Genomic DNA, 18,554 nt, shown 5'->3' on the forward strand with positions numbered 1-18,554 from the left:
AAATTCCACGCCCCGACCGACCAGCCATCCCATCTTACACTACATGCTCCTGCGGCGCACTGGTGAGGAAGGAACAGGTCTGCTAGCAGGCACCTTGTCCAAGGTAGGCGTGCGTTGACCGACTTAGCTCTTCGCTTGAGGAATTAGGCAGTCGTGCAAAGCTTCAGCAGCGGAGTTCAGGCGGAAGCTAAACTTCAGATGAAGCAGCTGGCGATCTGATCGGCCACGCTAAGTTGCCGTCGACCAGGCACAGATGAGAGGAACGATGTCAGACGACTATTGGAACACTGTTGGACCGGCGATCCCGGGGGACGTGGCGGAGCAATACACATCTCATCGGCTGGTTCGTGAAGTGATAGGATCTCGGCGAGCACTCAAGATCCTAGATTTAGGAGCAGGCGACGGTCGGGCCGTGGACCTGTTCGCGAGTATAAATCAGAACTTGACGTACTATGGAGTGGACATCGAAGTTTCACCCGAGGTCGCATCGCGTAGCCGGGCTGATGTTCAATTCGAGACCTTCAACGGAACCGACCTGCCTTACGACGCCGAGTTTTTTGACATCATTTTCTCTCATCAAGTGTTTGAGCACGTCGCAAATCCCTTGAAGTTGCTTATGGACGTGAGGCGAGTACTGAAGCCTAGCGGCTCCTTTGTTGGGTCCGTGTCACAGCTAGAACCATATCATTCGTTTAGTCTCTGGAACTTCACGATTTATGGCTTTGGAAAGATCCTGTTGAGTGCCGGCCTTAAACTTGAACAGCTGCGGCCAGGGATCGATGGACCAACCCTTATAATGCGGTCTGCGAGCAATCGTGATCAGCGATATTCAAAATTCTTCGGCGCGACTTCGCCGCTGAACCAGAGACTCATCCGAAAGGGTGGAAAGGCTGGGATGTCGACGAAGCAGATCAATCATCGGATGTTGCAATATGCTGGCCACATTTGCTTTGTGGCTACACCGGCAGAAACTAATGAGGCCGTTGCAGCAAACGTAAGTGGTCCGGAGAGTCCAGTTTGAAGATCACGACAAAGCTTTAACTTCAATCTACAGTTGACTGCTATCCGGCTGGCTGCAGCGTGGCAGCAGAGAGGTCGTCGATTTTGGCCCGATGACCGGAGTGACTATAAGTTTGCCTTGCACCGAGCGGACAACAAGTTCCTGCGCCGACTGGTTGAATTCAATTCGTAGCTGACATCTCTGCTGCCCGAGTCTTAGCCCATCGGCGTACGCCCGAATGCGCATAGCTCCCGCGCGATTTAGCACAGCAGGGCTCAACTTCAATTTGTGGGTGAGTCCGTCGCCCATCTCACCCTCTTTGATGATCACAGAATTCAAAATGGCCTTGTCCCGAATATTCGCTTCAAGGGTCAAATTGATCTCAGCGGCGACCGCATCCTTTAGCTCAGCCTCGCTAAGCTCGATGTTCTGCCATAGGCGAACAAACTTTGGCGCGCCCTGCCATTGGAGCCTAAGCCCGCCAGATGGGTCGGGATTTACCTTACCATGAACATCCGAATTCATGGCCTTGAAGTCGAGGGACCAACATTCAGAAAGCCCCACACGACTTGGCAGTGCAGCTTCAGACCTTACGTCAGCAAAGGTCTCGTCATTAACGAGCGGGCGCTCATGCTTGAATGCCTCTGGCGCGTCGGACTTAGCCGGATCGAGGAATCCGTTTAAGGGCAGTTGTCCAACGAGCTTAAGATCGAAGTTGAAGGTTTGCTGAAAGTATTGGTCCAGATCGGAAATTGCCTTGTTATTTCCGCCGTTTGAATTGTAAGTCATGTACAAGCTGGCGTCATAACTCACGCCGTCGAGCGGGGTGCGGTAATCCGTGTTTATCACGAACGTCGGCACGCCGTTCCGTGCCAAATTCCATCGCAGCCACAAATCGTCTGCCGTCGGGGCCAAGCGCATCGCCGCATCGATGTCCAGCACGCTCTTTGGGAAGAACGCCGTATCATAAAGGATGCCATCTTTCCCCGTGCCAACAATCAACAAGCTTGGATTCTGCACTATAGTGCTGCGCATCCATGTCCGATAAGGCGCAAATTGTTGATCCTCGATTACCATGCGATGACCTCTGAAGGCGATCGAGCATCCTAAGCTTTGGTGAGCAGCAAGAAGATCTGTCAGCCAATTTCTGGGGTATATCGTGTCATCGTCGGCAGTCACGACCAGACGAGACAGACCCCAATTCTCCTCAAGATAGGGTAGAAGCTTCCGATAGGGCCCGGTGTTGCGAGTATACTGCACGCGCAATCGGTCCTCGAACTCCTCTCCTAGTAAGATGATCTCTGTCGGAAGCTGTGGGACGCCTTCATCAAGAAGATACGGCTCTCTCGACAGATACAGGTTCACCCGAGAAGCGGCGTAATCCTGCTCGAGTATAGACCTGAGGGTTAAGCATACACTGTCTAACCGACTGCTGATCGTTGTCAGGCAGATGTCCACAAAGCCGTGGTTTATCATCAGGCCAACCTGGTAGTTGCAGGCCTCAGTCCGACAGGTATCTGCACTTGGTGGCTCAGTCGTAAAGGCACTCCATCTCGGCGCAGGCTATTAAGATCAGGGCGGCGAGCCATATTAGCGCGGAACAGTCTGACGTGAGGACCCTTCTCCGCAAGCGCTCGATGAGACAAGGTCTGAGAGCCGGCAAAGCAAAGCACTAGCGGCAGGGGAAGGTGCGCAACCGCTTGATAGCCGTAGTACGCCATGATCCTATCCCTCATCTCGATGTCGCCACGAGAGCAGACGGCGGCGAAGTCGCCTACGTCGCGGAACACTTCTACACGGAACATGGACGTCATTGGGCCGTCACCGAATACTTCAAACTGACCTTCAAGCGCTACGAGACCGGCACCGTTGATGCGGATATGTTCCGAAGCAACCACTTGAGCTGCCGGGTTGCGGGACAGGTACTCAATCTGAGCGGCAAAGCGCTGCGGATGCGACCAATCATCGGCGTCCTGGATGGCGATGTATTCTCCTTGCGCTCTACGAAGCGCAAGATTGCGTCCCACATAAGGGCCCGCGTTGGTGCTGAGGCGGATCAACTCAGCCTGGTTAAACTTCGCAACCAGCCGAGCTATCTGATTGGCCTTATCAACATCGCTGGCGTCGTCGACGACGAAAATTTCAACATTCCTCCACGTTTGATTCGAAACGGAGCTTAGCGCGGCCTCCATCAAACTCATGTCTGGATTGAAGGCCGACATTATGACCGAGACGAGAGGTCCATCGATTTGCGGTAACTCTGTCGCCGTTGAACAGGCATTACTGAACACATCGAGCGTGGAATTGCCTCTGATCTTTAAAGGAGTAATCGTGCTCGCCGCACACTTCTCAGCGATAATGCTGTCCAACATCTCGCCATTACCTGATAAGTTTAAAGCGACAGCGTTCATTGCATCATGATCGTCCAAGAGGCCTGACACGCGGAGCTGCTCTGCCGCTGTGGCATCCGAAAAAATGATTGCCGCCAGTTGGCGATTGGCCGCGTCCAGTCCTAAACCGTCTAAGTCTGATACGCGAACACCAAGCTCTCGAAGTTCGTTGGACAACGCCCGTAAGCTGTCCATCCATTTACGAACGTCTACTTTAGTAAACTCCGCTTCGTCAGCAATAATAGACAGCGCTCTCGCCTTGTCTAACTCCAATACAGCCGCCCGAAAGCGATCTGTAATGTTAGCGGAAACCTCAATCTTGTCTAAGATCTCTTGTCCAAACTGAGCCTCCACAACGTGTCGTTGATTCGAGGAAAGTAGCCTGTTAAAGCGTTTTAGTACTTTGGATTTCATGAGCCAAGCCGGCTTGATCCTTATCAGACTGGTGAGGAGCAACGCCATGATCGTATCGTCTGCAAAACTTCGCATACTATCTGCCAAAGCAAGGAAATGCTCTTCCGAGACTGGAAGCTCGCCTGCACAAAAAGCAAATGTTGAGTTCAAGGCCACTGGTGAGAGATGAGCGGCAAGAAATTGGAAGAGCGGCGGGATGACGCCTGGCTCTCGCTGACATAATTTAGAGGCGACAACGACCAGATTGCTGGCAATTGAATCAGCCTCGCTACATCGCCGACACAAGTCGAAATATTTCTGAAGCATTGCTTCATTCAGCACCAGCAAGATGTCTCCTCGCAGCGAAAGAGCCGATAAGAAGCTGTCTGCCAGCTCAAATCGAAATAGAAGATCATCCTGATAGTCGTCAAATGACCTAAGCGTCTTTGTTGCGACTTCCACCGTAAGTTCTGCGGCCCTTAAGCTTAAATCCCGGAGCAGACAATCGAAGTCCTGCAGTCTACGTTCAACCTCGTTCGCGATCGGCCATCGAGACTGTGGTTGTAATTTAAGAATATGTTGGTGGCCCAACGAACCCATCTTGGCAAGACGTTCGAGCTCCTTGGCGTCATCACTGCTTGGAGTACACGCACGTTCGAGTTCTTCTAATTCCGTCTCGGTTAATGGGTGCTGAGGGATGCAGACGGCAAATCCAATTGTGGGAACAAACAAGTGCTCTTCGTCCTTGCATGCCAGTGCTTCTTCCAGAGGCATGACCATGCTGCCTCCCAGCGTCGCAATACGTTGAAGCTCAGCGTGAGCAGGATGCCCGAGCTGCAACTTGCCACTTTTTGCCTCATATTCACATCTGACACGCGAGAGCACATACTTGCCGCCGAAGCGCCAATGTAGGCGAACGGCCTCCACGAGGTAGTCGTTAGCCAGCGAATGTCCGTCAGACAAAATAACGACCGGCTTAGACAAGAGTCGCGGCCCTGCATCAGCAAGGGAACGCCGAAGAGCATCAAGGCTCAAAAACACGACACAGTGTTCTGCGTTTTCCAACTCGTCGAGGAAACGCGTTGAGTTGGGCGCAATCAGCAAAGCAAACGCGTCTTCCGGCGCGACGTTCGTTGAAGCAGGCGAAGTATTCACGGTTGGTGAGCGCCAGGGGTGTGCCGCCATGTTAAGTACGAACTTCGTTCCGAGCGACTGACCTTGACTCCTCATAAACGTAAAAGTCGCTGAACGACGTGTTGTTCGGATCTGACTCATCGTAAGGATACATGTTTGATTTGAACATCGTTAGCTCAAAGCCGACGCGGTTGTCCGAAATCCAATTGGTAAACCGCCGATGCCGAACATGCGGTGCCAGCACACCATCTTGGTTGCTTGAGTATATGATGACTGCACGCCGGGAATGATGGAATAGCTGCTGCATGTGTTTTTCAAAAACATCGTCTTCAACAAGGTGGTAAATGACGTCTAATGATAACGTTAGGTCTGCTCTGAAATCGCATTCAACAGCATCAGCGTGAAGAAACTTGATAGCATCGTTTCCATCAAAGGCTCTCTGAGCAAGGTTCAAGACAGTCGAAGACACGTCGACTCCGATGTAATTCGGGTATTTAGCGCGAGCGAGTTGCGCGCCATCTCCACACCCAAACTCCAAGACAGTTTGAATACCGGCTTCAGCAACATAGCTGTTGATAAAATTAGCCTTGAACTCAGCAAGTCTGCCATAGGATCCTGCACCGGAGTTACGGCCCGATGCGTAGCGTTCCTCCCAGTATAAGGCCGAATTCTCTACAAGGCTCTGCAAGCTGGTATCCCTCAATTCAGAACTTGTCCGCAGCGTCGAAGCTTGTGAATAAGACAGCGCGGCGCAACATGGGCATCAATAGCTAGAGCTCGCCTTCAATCGCGTATCTTCCGATAGAAGTGAACCGAATGGCTAGTCAATTGCGTCAAAGATGAAACAGGAATGGCTGACATTTCGCAATCAGCCTCACTTATAAACTCCGTAAGGTCGATCTTCTTGAAACCTGAGAAGCCCACATCTATACGCTCAAGAAAGTCCTCACTTCCAAACGATCTGAGATGGTCGAATTGCCCGAACAATTCATCACGTTCTTCGTGCGAAAGTTCCGGGTTCATGTCTTCTCGATACCATTTTGAAAAGATTGGGACGACAAACGCATGGAATCCGCCCACCTGGATTGCCTCATTCATTTGCAGAAGGGTGCTCGTCAAATCTCCAGGTATGTGTTCCAAAACATGTGAATGCACGAGGCCCTGCACGCCGCCCTTCGGCAGGAACTTGCTTGGAGAGGACAGATCGACATAGCGTACCGGAGTATTCAGCCAATCATAGGATTCAGGAGAGACGTCAGCCGGTACATAGGCCTCATGAAATAGTTCCTGAAGCACCCGCGCCATTCCCATTTCGGGGGCAAAGTGAAAGACGGGTAAGCCTGAGTTCTTAATGCCTAAACGTTTGAATACCAAAGCCAGGAAGCGTCCTCGTTCGTGCGAACCGCAACCGGCACATCGAAGGCGGTTTGGCTTCCCTCGGTAAGCGCCGAATTCTTTACTTGAGCAAATCGGGCAAGTGACCACCTTACTGTCAACGCTCGATTCATGTTCAGCCGTAAACATTGCTTTCAAGCGTCCTAACGTGAGATGTCAATCTGATGTCGCGGGAACAGTGCCTCATCACGCAGGATCAGCAATCTTACCTGAGCAGTGAGGAGCACAGCGAACCGCTGAGATCCTAAGCATTGTTGTGAGCAAGCTCAATGGCGTGTTCCCAGTGAGTATCAGGCGAGGCTTGATCAAAATCGGGGCAAGTGCGGCAAAACGGCGAGACGGATTGACACTGCTGCCAGCTTGTTAGTTCTCGGCTGCGCAACGCGGCGTTCCTAAGGCTGAGCGGTGGGGGAATGGGTAAGCACCAAGTCAACACAAAATTCCGAAGGCTTTCAACCCTCCCGGACATTCGGCCAAAGGCCCTTTCGATCTGCAGAGAGCATCTCCGATCCGTTGCCGTGAAGGTTCGTCAACCTACTGCAGCTAAATGACCCTCGGCTCATGCTTGATAAATGAATTCATTTCAGCACTCATCGGCTGATCGTCAGTCAACTTGCGCCCTTTTCCGAGCGTCTCTAGGGGCGACACTATGCAACAAACCTCAACTGATACTCTTACCTGCCCCATCTGTTTCGGCCACGAGTTTGGTCCATTTAGAGGAAAAGCGACCCGGCTTCGGTGCATTAGCTGCGGTTCGCACGAGCGAGGCCGTCTGATGGCGCTTGCGCTCCGCGCTATCAATCCTGCCGGCTCTGAACTTCCCGTATACCACTTTGCCCCGGAAAAAGGTGTCGGCAGTGTGCTTCAGGAAATGTTCGGTGCGTCTTACACACCGGCGGACCTTTCTCCGGAAAACTATGACTGGAGTGAGGTCCCCGTTAAGCGGATCGATTTGTCGCGTTCAACAGAGTTTCTTCCAACTAGAGGAGCCCGCGGGCTCGTCCACTCACATGTCCTAGAGCACGTTCCTGGTGATCTCACATCGATTTTGCTTGCAATGAATGCCGCTGTTGAAGTGGGCGGTTTTCATGCTTTCGTGGTTCCGTTTTTTTCAGAATGGTATCGCGAGGATATGGACCCAAATGTGACCTATGAGGAGCGCGACAGGCTGTACGGTCAATTCGATCATCTTAGATCGTTCGGCACCCGGGATTTCCTGCAGCGCATTCATCTTGCGTTCTCAAACTTTGAAAAAGTCGATCTGACGTCCATCATCAGCTTCGATGACTGCCAAAGGAGCGGGATCCCCGTTACGGCTCTTACTCGTTTGACTAGTCACTCAGTGCATTTTTACTGGAAAACTCATCATTAAGTAGACTACATAGTAGCCTACAAGGCACCAACGCTTCTCAAATCATTTCCGGCGGCTCTGCGCTTAGCGTTAGGGGCGCACTTTGCCGCTCACAGGCCTGCTGCCAGCGGCGTTCGCGGCCTGTCTTATAACCTCTTCTCCATCCCGCTATTCGCGCCAGCCTCTCCTCATTCATCAGGATTGGTGATGCTCGCGGATGGAGAGGCGAGTTGAGCTTGGGAGGGTGAACAATTCCTGTGTCTCGAACCTCTCTCTCGCGAATATCTGGTCCAACGCATCCTCGTGATGCGGTCTTTACGGGCGTTCGCCGATAATCGGGTAAAGGACCCCATTGCCATTGTTTGCGGGTAGAGAGGGCTGAGTTGCGGTTGAGCCAATCCTGTGCATGCCAAGATGCAGTATAAGCTTTGCCATCGCCTAACGTGTATAGCGGACTGACATGTCGAAGTTCGAGAACTACCTTGGCGAACTCCGCTTTCCACCCATTGAAGACGTCCGCTTAAGGTCTGCAATCGACCCATCGCGGACATTCAGTGGCCCCAACGATTTCGTGCTTCTTCATAACCGGATTTGAAAAGAAATGTCTCAGCCTTTATGGTCCTATCTCGAAGTAGGATCCACAGGATGAAATGGCTGAAACTTCCGCCTGAACGAACTGGAATCATCGCCAGACATTGGCACAACGAAGGCTGGTATGAGCATCGGATGCTCAGCCACATTCAGGCACTAAGAATTGAAGGCGCTTATCTAGACGTGGGCGCAAATATAGGAAACCACACGGTCTTCTTTGCTTCCGAATGTCCTTCGACACATGTCTATGCGGTGGAGCCGAGCGATGAAGCCATTGGTGTTCTCAACGAGTTCGCGGAGTTGAACGACTTAGCGAGCAAGATCACTGTCATCCCTTATGCCGCAAGCGATTCTGACACGATTGAGGTCGAGTTCCCCCGCAAGGGAGTTGTTCCGTTCAAGGCGGTGAAGCTGGACGAAGTAGTTGCTCCTGGCATCAAGCTAGTCAAAATGGACATCGAAGGCGCCGAACCCTCCGCCCTTCGTGGCATGACGCGGATATTAGCCGAAGATCAACCACGCCTGTTCATCGAAGCCCACACCGACGAAGACATGGCCGCAACTCTCTCGGTGATCGGTCCTCTCGGCTATCGTGCGACGGGTAACGTGTTCAACGCGTCTCCGACTTACGAGTTTGTCTTGGACTGAATCGTCTGATGCCGATCGCGGCTTTATTGAAGAGGTCACTGACGCGTCGGCTATCCACCCATCGCGGACGTTCAGCAGCGGGCTGCAATCGCCCCGTTGCAGACGTTCACTTCGCCTTATAAATCGAAGGGCATGGGGCGGCGGCATTTTTATGGCTTTGCGCCGGGCGAGGCAGAGCATCGGCTCAAAAAGGTCGTCCAACGCCCTGATCCGGGGCTCCCGCTGATCCATAAGCTCCACGAAGTTATCGCCATTCCAGGGCTCGCCAGCCTCTACACTACAGAGGGACATCGCATTGACGAGGCCGCAGAGATGACGCTCTCGCCCGCAGCGCCGGCTCGTCTCAAAGACAAGCTCAGGGTTCGACCAAAAGCGGAAGTCGGCGTGCCCGCAAACCTCAACATCATTGACGGACCGGTCCTGTTCGCAGGGCATCTGACACCCCACTATGGGCATTTCTTAATCGACAGCATGTCGCGGCTGTGGGCCAGAGACATGTTTCCTAAACTCCCTGTTTTATTTACCAGACCGCCTGTCGAAGATGGCTGGCGTCAATTCAGTAGGGACGTGTTCGATGCGTTGGGGCTTTCCGCTCGCATCATTCCAGCCGACGAGCCGACGCTGTTCCGAGAGGTCGTTTGTCCGGGCACTTCCTTCGAGTATCGATGGAAGGCCTTTTCAGTTGCTGATGAGCCTCACACCGCGGCTGCCAGGAAGCTTAACAGCGGCGCTAGAGGTTGGCGTCGACCCGTCTATCTAAGCCGCACCGGATTGCCTGACGCTTCGGATGTGATCGGCAAGGGGCGTGGGAAGATCCGTAGGAGCGATGCCGAACCGGAACTAGAGGCGGAATTGTCGAGGCGCGGCTTCGATGTGGTTCGTCCTGAAACTTTGCGGCTGTGTGATCAGATTTCCCTTTTTGAACAGGCCCCACTCATCTTGGGCATCATCGGGTCCGCCCTGCACACCGCGTTGTTTTCGCAATTTGGACGAGCAAATATAGCGGTGATTACATGGGGCCGTGGTTTTGAGAATTGTCTTTTAATAGACTCGCTGAAGGAACACCGTTCATTCTATATCAAGTCAATTGGAGGGCCCAACGAAGAGCGTGAACACTCCCTTGACGTGGCGCTGACAATCAGACTCCTGGAACAGGCGGGACTGGTATCGACGCGCACGCAAGTGGGCTTAACGGCCAGCCGCCCCCTGCGGTGTAGGTTAATGCGTATCTACTTGCCGCTCCGACTTACACCCGTTGCGGACGTTTAGCGAAGGTTCGCACCTCCATTTCGCACTTGCAACGACTAGCGACTTCGCCTTGCTGACTGATCGAATAGATTCATATGTGAAGGGTTCACGAAGGAGTTGAGCGTGCAAAGGTGCACATGCGTCGACCCTTTCTGCTAGGTTCGTCCAAGTAGCTTGATCTACGGCGTTCCCACTCCTGATTTTCCCACCCAAGCGCGGAGGTAAGAAGGACGTTTCTGGCAATGAGGACCAATCTCAGCACGACGTGTCGCAACCATCCTCTTTGGACTTGAGGCAGAGAACGACTATAGCCTTTTGCGACAGTCACACCGATGCGACACGTCGGGCATTCGGCGGCAATGAGGGAGTCCCGAGCGGTGGGCCGTGCGTTCCTGAAGGAGCGCTACCCTAAACTGTCTGGTGTTGATCCGAACGAGACTCATTAGCCTCGCAATGGTCGGAGCTGCTGCAAACGCTGAAGGATTACGAAAAGAGCCCTACTATTAAGCCTAAGTCTCGCAAGGACATTGTGTCGCCCTATAGATCGCCTCACCGCTGCCTCCGGGTTTCATTCTCCAGCGCTGACCTCTTGACCCTTTTGAGGGTGAGCCGGTCGGGGCGATCTTCCCATTGTCCTTATCGGCCCGATGCGGCAGCGGCTCTTGAAGTGGGCAGTCGGGCCGCTCAGCTGATCGCGCGCCGCCGCAAAGTGCGAAACCACTCCTAAAGGTTACCTAGCGACTAAGCGGTCAATAGGTGATGGCGCTGCGCGCTCAAAGATCCTAGCTAAGTGTCTGACAAGTATGGTGGACGCACTAGGGCTCGAACCTAGGACCCGCTGATTAAGAGTCAGCTGCTCTACCAACTGAGCTATGCGTCCACTGCCATTCTGGCGGAGCGCTCCGGAGCCTGTGGCTGGGCGCGCGGCAGGCCGGTAGCATGGCGGTTTGGCATGCGCAACAGCGGAACCGTTGATTGCGCTTAGCTGAGCGTTGACCCTGTCCGCTGCTGCCGTTCGAATGACATCAACAGCCCAAGGCAGATCATTACCGTCATTACCGCCGATCCGCCGAAGCTTACCATCGGCAGAGGAATGCCGACCACCGGCGCCAGGCCCATCACCATCATCAGGTTGATGCAGGCATAGAAGAAGATCGTGGCGGAAAGGCCTGCCGCCGCGAGCTGGCCGAAGCGGGTCTTCGCATTGACGCTGACCTTCATGCCCCATCGGATCACCATGAAGTAAGCAAAGATCAGGACGACTCCGCCGACGAGCCCCCATTCCTCGACCATGGTGGCGAAGGCGAAGTCGGTATGACCCTCGGGCAGATAGTCGAGATGGCTCTGGCTTCCGTTAAGATAGCCTTTCCCGAATATGCCGCCAGATCCGATCGCGATCTTCGACTGACTGATATGGTAGCCCGCACCAAGAGGGTCGCTTTCCGGATCGAGAAAGATCAAAACCCGCTTGCGCTGATATTCATGCATCAGCGCGAAGGCCAATGGCAGGGCCGCGGCGATTGCCGTTGCTGACCCAATAAAATACCACATAGGCAAACCGGCCACGAACATGACGACCGCGCCGCCGAACAGCACCATCAGCGACGTCCCAAGGTCTGGCTGTAGCATCACAAAGGCGACCGGCACGCCGGTAAGAGCAAGCGCAGGCCACAACGCCCGCCACCGCCGGATGTCTCCTGCGGGAAGAAGATCGTAGAAGCGCGCGAGCGTCAACACGATCGCCGGCTTCATGAACTCGCTCGGCTGCAGCCGGATGAAGCCGAGGTCGATCCAACGCTGCGCGCCCTTGCCGACGAAACCGACCATGTCGACGACGATGAGCATGATCAGGATCGCGGCGTAGGCAGGGAAGACAAAAGCCTTGATCGTCTGTTCCTTGATGCCGGAGATGACCATCGCCATTCCGAGGAAGGCGCAGATGGTAATGCCCTGCTTCAAAGCCCACGGCTGGGCGGACCCGCCCGCCGCCGAATAGAGCGTGATGAGCCCGATGCCGGAGATGGCGGCAACCAGAAAGATCAGGCGCCACGGCAGGCGCGCGAGCGGCTGGGGAATGATGGCGGAGGAGATCATTCGGGGATCGGTGGCTTGATCTCGGCCGCGGCCTTGATTGCCTCGTTTCTGCGCGCATTGCGCTCAGCCAGCGTGCCACCCCACTGTTGCTCGAAACCGCTCAGCGCATTCATCGCTTTTTTGCGGTCGAACAGGAAGGTCAGGGCATCCTTGACGATCGGAGCCGCGGCGCGTGCACCACCCATGCCATGCTCGATCACGCAGGCGCCGGCATAGCGCGGCCGGTCATGGGGTGCGAAGAAGACGAACAGGCCGTGATCGCGGTAACGCCAATCTCCGCCCTGGCCCCGCTGGCTGCCGGCGATTCGCCGCACCTGCGCCGTGCCCGTCTTCCCGCACATCTGGATATCCGGAAAGGGCAGGCGGCTGGCACCGGCGGTGCCGTCGCCGTTGACCACTTCCCACATGCCGCCACGTACCGCATCCAGGTGCGCCTGCGGAATGTCGAGCGCCGCTGCCGGATTTTTGTGCACCCCGATCAGCTGCGGCTGAACGTTGCGCCCCGAGGCGATTCGGGCTGCCATGACTGCGAGCTGCAGCGGATTGAGGATCAGGAAGCCCTGACCGATCGAAGCGTTCAGCGTGTCGGAGTTCGTCCAGTCCGGACGTTCGAGAAAACCTTTCGTGTCGTGATAGCGCCGATTCTTCCAGGCGCTGTCCGGAACGGTTCCGTAGCTCTGGCTGACCACCGGCAAGTCGAACTTCTGACCCAGACCCAGCATGCGCGCCATCGGCGCGATCTTGTCGTAGCCGATGCGGTTACCCATCGCGTAGAAATAGGTGTTGCAGCTCTTGGCGATGGCGCGGTGCATATCGACCGCGCCGTGGCGTCCGAGGCACCGGAAGAAGCGGTTGCCGAGACGGTAGCCCCCGGGACAGTTGATCCGCTCCTTGGGATCGATGCCATGGGCTTGAAGCGCTAAGCCGTTCATCGGCTTGATCGTCGAGCCTGGCGGATAAAGCGAGTTGAGGACCTTGTTGAGCAGTGGCTTGCGGGGATCCTTCGACAGCGAGCTCCATTCCTTGCGGCCGATGCCGTCCGAGAAGTTGTTGGGGTCGTAGGAGGGCATGGAGACCATGGCGAGGATGTCGCCCGTCCAGCAATCCAATATGACGCAGGACCCGCTTTCCTCACCCATCCTGCGCGCGGTGAATTCCTGCAGGTCGGCGTCGATCGACAATTGTACCTGTGCGCCGCTGCGGTCGGGTTTCGGCGTGAGTTCGCGAACCAGCTTGCCGCGCGCGGTTAGCTCGACCCGCTGTCCTCCGGGAATGCCGCGCAGGCGCGGCTCCAGCGTCTTTTCCAGTCCTTCCTTGCCGATCTTGAAGCCGGGCGTGATGAGAAGGGGGTTCTTCTCCTTTTCATATTCGGCGGCCGAGGCCGACCCGACATAGCCGATCAGGTGGCCGACGGCTGGACCGTCGGGATAGTATCGGGAAAAGCCGCGCATCGGCTGGACGCCCGGAAGCTCGGGCAACCGGACCGTGACCGCCGCGTAGCGGTCGTAGGGCACGTTTTCCGCCACCTGGATCGGCTGATAGCCCTTCTTGGTCTTGAGTTCGTCGATCAGCCGCTGAACATCGTCGACCGTCAGCTCGAGTACTTGGGCGAGGGTGCGCAACGTATGTTCGACATTTTCCAGCTGATCGGGAATGATGTCGACCCGGAAGTCGCTGCGGTTGATCGCCATCGGCCTTCCATGGCGGTCGACCAGCCACCCGCGGCGCGGCGGCACGACGATCAGCTGGACGCGGTTGCTTTCCGACAGCAGCTGATAATGCTCGTTCTGTGCAATGGACAGCCAGCCCAGGCGGCCGACCAGCAAAGCGCCGACGGCAGCCTGAGCGCCGCCGATCAGGGTCATTCGCCGCGAAAAAGTCAGCGACTGGTGGACGGAGGTGAAGCGCTTGGGACTCTTCACCGGCCCAGCCTCCAGCGATCGACCATCGTCACCAGCCAGGCCGCGATCGGGAAGACGAAGATGGAGAGCAGTAAGGAGGGAACGGCGGCATTATATTCCAGCTGCGCACCCGTTATGACATCCACTCGCCACCGGACCCAGCTGCTTGCCATCAAGAGGAGCGTGGCGAGCAGCCACTCGATCCAATAGTCCCGCCACATGGTACGCCGGTCCAGCAGGTCGAGGATGAGCATGCAGGCGGGCCAGAGGAACGCCGAAAGTCCAACCGGCAGGCCGGCGATCAGGTCGTTCGCTAAGCCGAGCGGGGCTGCCCACCAGGCCGGCCAGGGATCGGACCTCAGGAGACGCCATCCAAGTAGTGCGAGCAGGCCGAAGTCCGGATACCACCCCGTCAGGGACACGATCGGGAGCAGGTTGAGCATGGACGCGCCGACCACCGACAAGGCCGGGATGATCTTGGCCAGTCGCCGCGGCCCCTGACCGATCCTCTGCTTGTTGCCGAGAGCCGCACGCACCATCAGCGCTGCTCTGCCACATCCCGGGTTTCGTTGGCCTGAACCTCCGGCTCATACGCTTGTTCGACCACGGCAAAATTGACCCGCGCAGGATCGGCGAGAGGCATCGCGATCGCCCCATATTCGTCAAGCCTCACGACCCGCGCGACGGGTATCAAGGGCGGATAAATGCCACCGGTGCCCGAAGTGACGATGATGTCGCCCCGCCGAAAGGGGTTTTGGCCGACTTCCAGCGGCCGAACGGCGACCGTGCCATCGCCTCGGCCTTCGGCGATGACCGGAACCGCGCCGCGAAGAAGGGTAGCGGGCACCTGGCTCAATTTGTCGGAGATCAGCATCACGCGTGACGCCAGACGGCCGACATCGGTAACCTGGCCGATGAGGCCCTGCGCTGCGCGGACCGGCATGCGGGTCTGGACACCGTCGCCGCTTCCCGCGGACAGGATGGCGAACCGCCGGAGACTGCCGAAGGAAGATCCGACGATACGCCCGGTTGCAACCACCCGGGGCTCCGCTCGCGCAATCGCAGAGTGGCCTTCAGCTGCTGATTTTCCTGAAGGATCGTGCGCGCCAGCACGAGCTGCTGACGCATTGCGTCCCGCTCTTGCTTCAGCTTGCCGTTCTGTCGTGCCGCGTCCCAGTAATTGCCGGCCCCGCCGACCAGACCGCCAGCGGTCTCACTAACTTCGTTCAGCCCGCTGGTGATCGGTGCCGTCGCGTCCAGCGCCGCGCCGCGAAGGGATGCGAAGCGGTCGGGTGCAAGCAACGAGATAGCAAGCAGGATGAGGCCCACGATGATGCCCGCAACCAGCGCGATGAAGCTGAAGAACAGCCCATATTGTGCTCGCCTGGACCAGCCGGGGCGCGGGGGCGCCACTGTTCAGCGATCCGATTTACGCGGTTTGCAGCACGCCGCGGAACTGCTCTTCCTCAAGCGCGCGGCCGGTGCCCAGGGCAACGCAGGTCAGCGGATCCTCGGCGACCGTCACCGGCAGGCCGGTCTCGTCGCGCAGCACTTCGTCCAGTCCCTGGAGCAGCGCGCCCCCGCCCGTAAGGACGATGCCCTGGTCGCAGATATCCGCCGCAAGTTCGGGTGCCGTATTCTCGAGCGCGATACGAACGCCTTCAACGATGGTGCCAACCGGCTCGGACAATGCCTCGGCGATCTGACCCTGGTTGATCGAGATTTCCTTGGGAACGCCGTTCACCAGGTCCCGGCCCTTGATGTGGACCGTCTTGCCGATGCCGTCGACCGGCGGCTTGGCGATGCCCACTTCCTTCTTGATCCGCTCGGCCGTGGCTTCGCCGATCAGCAGATTGTGGTTGCGGCGGACGTAGGACGAAATTGCTTCGTCCATCTTGTCGCCACCAACGCGGACGGAGGTGGTGTAGGCAAGGCCGCGCAGCGACAGCACGGCGACTTCGGTCGTGCCGCCGCCGATGTCGACGACCATTGACCCGATCGGCTGGGTCACCGGCATGTCGGCGCCGATCGCGGCCGCCATCGGCTCTTCGATCAGGAAGACGGCGCTGGCACCCGCGTTCGAGGCAGCGTCGCGGATCGCGCGGCGTTCGACGCTGGTCGAGCCCGATGGAACGCAAATTACGATCTCAGGGAAGCGCCAGGCGCGCATCTTGCCGCCGTGCACCTTGTGGATGAAGTGCTTGATCATCTGCTCGGCGACGTCGATGTCGGCGATCACGCCATCGCGAAGCGGGCGGATGGCTTCGATCTGGTCGGGCGTCTTGCCCATCATCAGCTTGGCGTCGTCGCCGACCGCCTTGACCTTCTTGATACCGTTCACCGTCTCGATGGCAACCACCGACGGCTCGTTGAGGACGATCCCGCGTCCGCGCACATAGACCAACGTATTGGCGGTTCCGAGGTCGATCGCCATGTCGTGGCTCATCCATTTGAACCAGCGCGTCCAGAACATTCCTTTGCCGTCCCTCGCTCTATTCGCCGCCGCGTGAACGCACGTTCCCGCCGGGCGATTCATTAAATCTTCCCGTTGAATGCAAACTGAATTTTGCAGGAAATCAGCGCTTCGCGGGTCGGCTCGGATTGGGCTAGAGCATAGGTCATGTCAATAAGAAGGCTGCCGTCCGAACTGATCGACCGCATCGCCGCGGGCGAGGTGGTGGAAAGACCGGCCAGCGCGTTGAAAGAACTTGTGGAAAACGCCCTGGACGCCGGCGCCTGCTCGGTCTCGGTGCGGCTTTCGGCGGGCGGGCTTGAGCTGATCGAGGTCGTCGACGACGGATGTGGAATGAGCCCGGGCGACATGCGTCTGGCGCTGGAGCGCCATGCAACTTCCAAGCTGCCGGACGAAAGCATCGACCGCATCGCCAGCTTCGGCTTCCGAGGTGAGGCGTTGCCGTCCATCGCCAGTGTTTCGCGGTTGACGCTGGAAAGCCGTCCACGAGGGCAGGACGGTTGGCGGATCGCCGTCGATCATGGCGCACCGGCAGGAGACGGACCAGCGGCTCTGCCGCCCGGCTCGCGGGTCCGGGTCGAGGACTTGTTCGGCAAGGTGCCGGCGCGCCGCAAGTTCCTGCGCAGCCCGCGCAGTGAATATGGTGCGGCTCTGGACGCGGTTCGTCGGCTCGCGATGGCGCGGGCCGACGTGGCGTTCAGCCTCGAACATGACGGCCGGCGCATACTATCCCTGCAACCCGCCGAGCCGCCGCAACGCGTTGCCGAGCTGCTGACCCATGAGTTGGAACAACACGGCGTTGGCATCGACTGCAACCGGAACGGGCTCGCGCTGACCGGCGTCGTCAGCCTGCCGACCTTCAATCGCGGGGCTGCCGACCAGCAATTCCTGTTCGTCAACAATCGCCCCGTGAAGGATCGGGTGCTGGTTGGTGCCCTGCGTGCCGCCTATCGTGACCTGCTCGCGCGCGACCGCCACCCGATCGCGGCCCTGTTCCTTGACCTTCCGCTCGACGAGGTGGACGTCAACGTTCACCCCGCCAAAACGGAGGTCCGCTTCCGTGATCCGGCTGCAGTGCGGGGCCTCATCGTTGGCGGCCTACGTGCGGCGCTGGACGAAGCAAGCCAGCGCAGCGCCGCCCGCACCCAGGCCGCGGCGCCAGTGATGTGGACGTCGAGCGAGACCTACGCGCTTGATCGTCCTCCGCGTGCAATCGATTTCTCAGACCTACCTCAGCGCTGGGCCCCCGCCGCCTTTGCGAGGGGTGCGCCTTCTCTGGTCCGGGAAGAAGCGGCGCTGTTCGATCACGCACCCGCCGCGCGCGCCGAACCGGCCCATGCCGAAGTCCCCAAATTCCCCCTCGGTGTCGCACGCGGACAAGTCGCCGCCACCTACATTGTCGCCGAGGCCGAGGACGGGCTCGTAATCGTGGACCAGCATGCCGCCCACGAACGGCTCGTGCTCGAGCGCATGCGGGCGGCACGCGAAGGGCAGGGTATCGCCCGCCAGACATTGCTGATGCCCGAGGTGGTCGATCTGGACGAACCCGACTGCGACCGGCTCGAAGGTGCCATTGCGGACCTCGCCGAACTCGGCCTCGACCTTGAGCGCTTCGGTCCCAGCAGCATGCTGGTCAGGAGCACGCCGGCGGCGCTCGGCAAGCCTGACGTCAAGCAGCTTCTTGCCGATTTGGCTGCCGAGATCGCGGAGATGGGCGGACCGCTTGCCCTTCGTGACCGGCTCGACCACGTGGCAGCAACCATTGCTTGTCATGGCTCGGTCCGGGCCGGCCGCGTCCTCTCAGTCGCGGAGATGAACGCGTTGCTTCGCGAGATGGAGGTCACCCCGCGCTCGGGCCAGTGCAATCATGGTCGCCCCACCTGGGTAAAACTCGGGCATGGCGAAATCGAGAAGCTATTCGGGCGAAGGTAAGCCC

The 18,554-nt window shown here is 57.5% G+C and carries 15 protein-coding genes and 1 tRNA gene; 5 read left to right on the forward strand and 11 right to left on the reverse strand.

Annotated features, from left to right (window positions below; genetic code table 11):
* Positions 1-265: 265 nt before the first annotated feature.
* Positions 266-1,021, forward strand: a complete 756-nt coding sequence (locus G7077_RS12800) for a class I SAM-dependent methyltransferase (protein ID WP_166412044.1) — start codon at positions 266-268, stop codon at positions 1,019-1,021.
* Between the two features lie 27 nt (positions 1,022-1,048).
* Here G7077_RS12800 and G7077_RS12805 read toward each other — a convergent pair whose 3' ends face one another.
* From G7077_RS12805 to G7077_RS12820, 4 genes are all read right to left on the reverse strand, one after another.
* A complete protein-coding gene (locus G7077_RS12805; RefSeq protein ID WP_166412045.1) occupies positions 1,049-2,365 on the reverse strand; it encodes a hypothetical protein in 1,317 nt (438 codons plus the stop codon).
* Between the two features lie 110 nt (positions 2,366-2,475).
* The gene (locus G7077_RS12810; RefSeq protein ID WP_166412046.1) at positions 2,476-4,887 is read right to left on the reverse strand and encodes a glycosyltransferase family 2 protein; all 2,412 of its coding nucleotides are present in this window, start codon (positions 4,885-4,887) and stop codon (positions 2,476-2,478) included.
* 82 nt (positions 4,888-4,969) lie between these two features.
* Positions 4,970-5,605: a class I SAM-dependent methyltransferase gene (locus tag G7077_RS12815; RefSeq protein ID WP_166412047.1), complete on the reverse strand. Its 636-nt coding sequence runs from the start codon at positions 5,603-5,605 to the stop codon at positions 4,970-4,972.
* A 95-nt stretch (positions 5,606-5,700) separates the two neighbouring features.
* Complete coding sequence (locus tag G7077_RS12820) at positions 5,701-6,441, reverse strand: hypothetical protein (protein ID WP_166412048.1); 741 nt, start codon at positions 6,439-6,441, stop codon at positions 5,701-5,703.
* A 646-nt stretch (positions 6,442-7,087) separates the two neighbouring features.
* Here G7077_RS12820 and G7077_RS12825 point away from each other — a divergent pair.
* The 3 genes from G7077_RS12825 (at position 7,088) to G7077_RS12835 (ending at position 10,171) form a co-directional block, all read left to right on the forward strand.
* The gene (locus G7077_RS12825; protein ID WP_166412049.1) at positions 7,088-7,684 is read left to right on the forward strand and encodes a class I SAM-dependent methyltransferase; all 597 of its coding nucleotides are present in this window, start codon (positions 7,088-7,090) and stop codon (positions 7,682-7,684) included.
* A gap of 624 nt (positions 7,685-8,308) precedes the next feature.
* Positions 8,309-8,902 (forward strand): FkbM family methyltransferase, encoded by a 594-nt coding sequence (locus G7077_RS12830; RefSeq protein WP_166412050.1) that lies wholly within the window; start codon positions 8,309-8,311, stop codon positions 8,900-8,902.
* A 96-nt stretch (positions 8,903-8,998) separates the two neighbouring features.
* Positions 8,999-10,171: a glycosyltransferase family 61 protein gene (locus G7077_RS12835; protein WP_166412051.1), complete on the forward strand. Its 1,173-nt coding sequence runs from the start codon at positions 8,999-9,001 to the stop codon at positions 10,169-10,171.
* Between the two features lie 783 nt (positions 10,172-10,954).
* Here G7077_RS12835 and G7077_RS12840 read toward each other — a convergent pair.
* From G7077_RS12840 to G7077_RS12865, 7 genes are all read right to left on the reverse strand, one after another.
* A tRNA-Lys gene (locus tag G7077_RS12840) sits at positions 10,955-11,030 on the reverse strand.
* A 101-nt stretch (positions 11,031-11,131) separates the two neighbouring features.
* Positions 11,132-12,244: a rod shape-determining protein RodA gene (gene rodA / locus G7077_RS12845; protein ID WP_166412052.1), complete on the reverse strand. Its 1,113-nt coding sequence runs from the start codon at positions 12,242-12,244 to the stop codon at positions 11,132-11,134.
* Positions 12,241-14,166 carry a penicillin-binding protein 2 gene (gene mrdA, locus G7077_RS12850; RefSeq protein WP_246167211.1) on the reverse strand — a complete coding sequence of 642 codons (1,926 nt, stop codon included), beginning with the start codon at positions 14,164-14,166 and terminating at the stop codon, positions 12,241-12,243. Before mrdA ends, rodA begins: the two co-directional genes overlap by 4 nt.
* Positions 14,163-14,684 carry a rod shape-determining protein MreD gene (mreD, locus tag G7077_RS12855; protein ID WP_166412053.1) on the reverse strand — a complete coding sequence of 174 codons (522 nt, stop codon included), beginning with the start codon at positions 14,682-14,684 and terminating at the stop codon, positions 14,163-14,165. The genes mrdA and mreD overlap by 4 nt, the downstream gene beginning before the upstream one ends.
* Positions 14,684-15,127 (reverse strand): rod shape-determining protein MreC, encoded by a 444-nt coding sequence (mreC, locus tag G7077_RS12860; protein ID WP_246167572.1) that lies wholly within the window; start codon positions 15,125-15,127, stop codon positions 14,684-14,686. Before mreC ends, mreD begins: the two co-directional genes overlap by 1 nt.
* Positions 15,019-15,558: an MreC domain-containing protein gene (locus G7077_RS14260; protein WP_246167580.1), complete on the reverse strand. Its 540-nt coding sequence runs from the start codon at positions 15,556-15,558 to the stop codon at positions 15,019-15,021. Before G7077_RS14260 ends, mreC begins: the two co-directional genes overlap by 109 nt.
* Positions 15,559-15,574: 16 nt before the next feature.
* The gene (locus tag G7077_RS12865; protein ID WP_166412055.1) at positions 15,575-16,618 is read right to left on the reverse strand and encodes a rod shape-determining protein; all 1,044 of its coding nucleotides are present in this window, start codon (positions 16,616-16,618) and stop codon (positions 15,575-15,577) included.
* Positions 16,619-16,765: 147 nt separating this feature from the next.
* On the opposite strand from G7077_RS12865, the gene mutL reads away from it, so the two are divergent.
* Complete coding sequence (gene mutL, locus G7077_RS12870; RefSeq protein WP_166412056.1) at positions 16,766-18,550, forward strand: DNA mismatch repair endonuclease MutL; 1,785 nt, start codon at positions 16,766-16,768, stop codon at positions 18,548-18,550.
* Positions 18,551-18,554 lie beyond the last annotated feature (4 nt).

The sequence above is a fragment of the Sphingomonas piscis genome (genome assembly GCF_011300455.1).
Taxonomy (GTDB): Bacteria; Pseudomonadota; Alphaproteobacteria; order Sphingomonadales; family Sphingomonadaceae; genus Sphingomicrobium; species Sphingomicrobium piscis.

What these genes read in the sequence shown, in the direction of transcription:
- G7077_RS12825 (WP_166412049.1), top strand. Translation starts at nt 7,088, where the DNA reads ATGGCGCTTGCGCTCCGCGCTATCAATCCTGCCGGCTCTGAACTTCCC.
- rodA (WP_166412052.1), bottom strand. Translation starts at nt 12,244, where the DNA reads ATGATCTCCTCCGCCATCATTCCCCAGCCGCTCGCGCGCCTGCCGTGG.
- mreD (WP_166412053.1), bottom strand. Translation starts at nt 14,684, where the DNA reads ATGGTGCGTGCGGCTCTCGGCAACAAGCAGAGGATCGGTCAGGGGCCG.
- G7077_RS12865 (WP_166412055.1), bottom strand. Translation starts at nt 16,618, where the DNA reads ATGTTCTGGACGCGCTGGTTCAAATGGATGAGCCACGACATGGCGATC.
- mutL (WP_166412056.1), top strand. Translation starts at nt 16,766, where the DNA reads ATGTCAATAAGAAGGCTGCCGTCCGAACTGATCGACCGCATCGCCGCG.
- G7077_RS12830 (WP_166412050.1), top strand. Translation starts at nt 8,309, where the DNA reads ATGAAATGGCTGAAACTTCCGCCTGAACGAACTGGAATCATCGCCAGA.
- G7077_RS12800 (WP_166412044.1), top strand. Translation starts at nt 266, where the DNA reads ATGTCAGACGACTATTGGAACACTGTTGGACCGGCGATCCCGGGGGAC.
- G7077_RS12820 (WP_166412048.1), bottom strand. Translation starts at nt 6,441, where the DNA reads ATGTTTACGGCTGAACATGAATCGAGCGTTGACAGTAAGGTGGTCACT.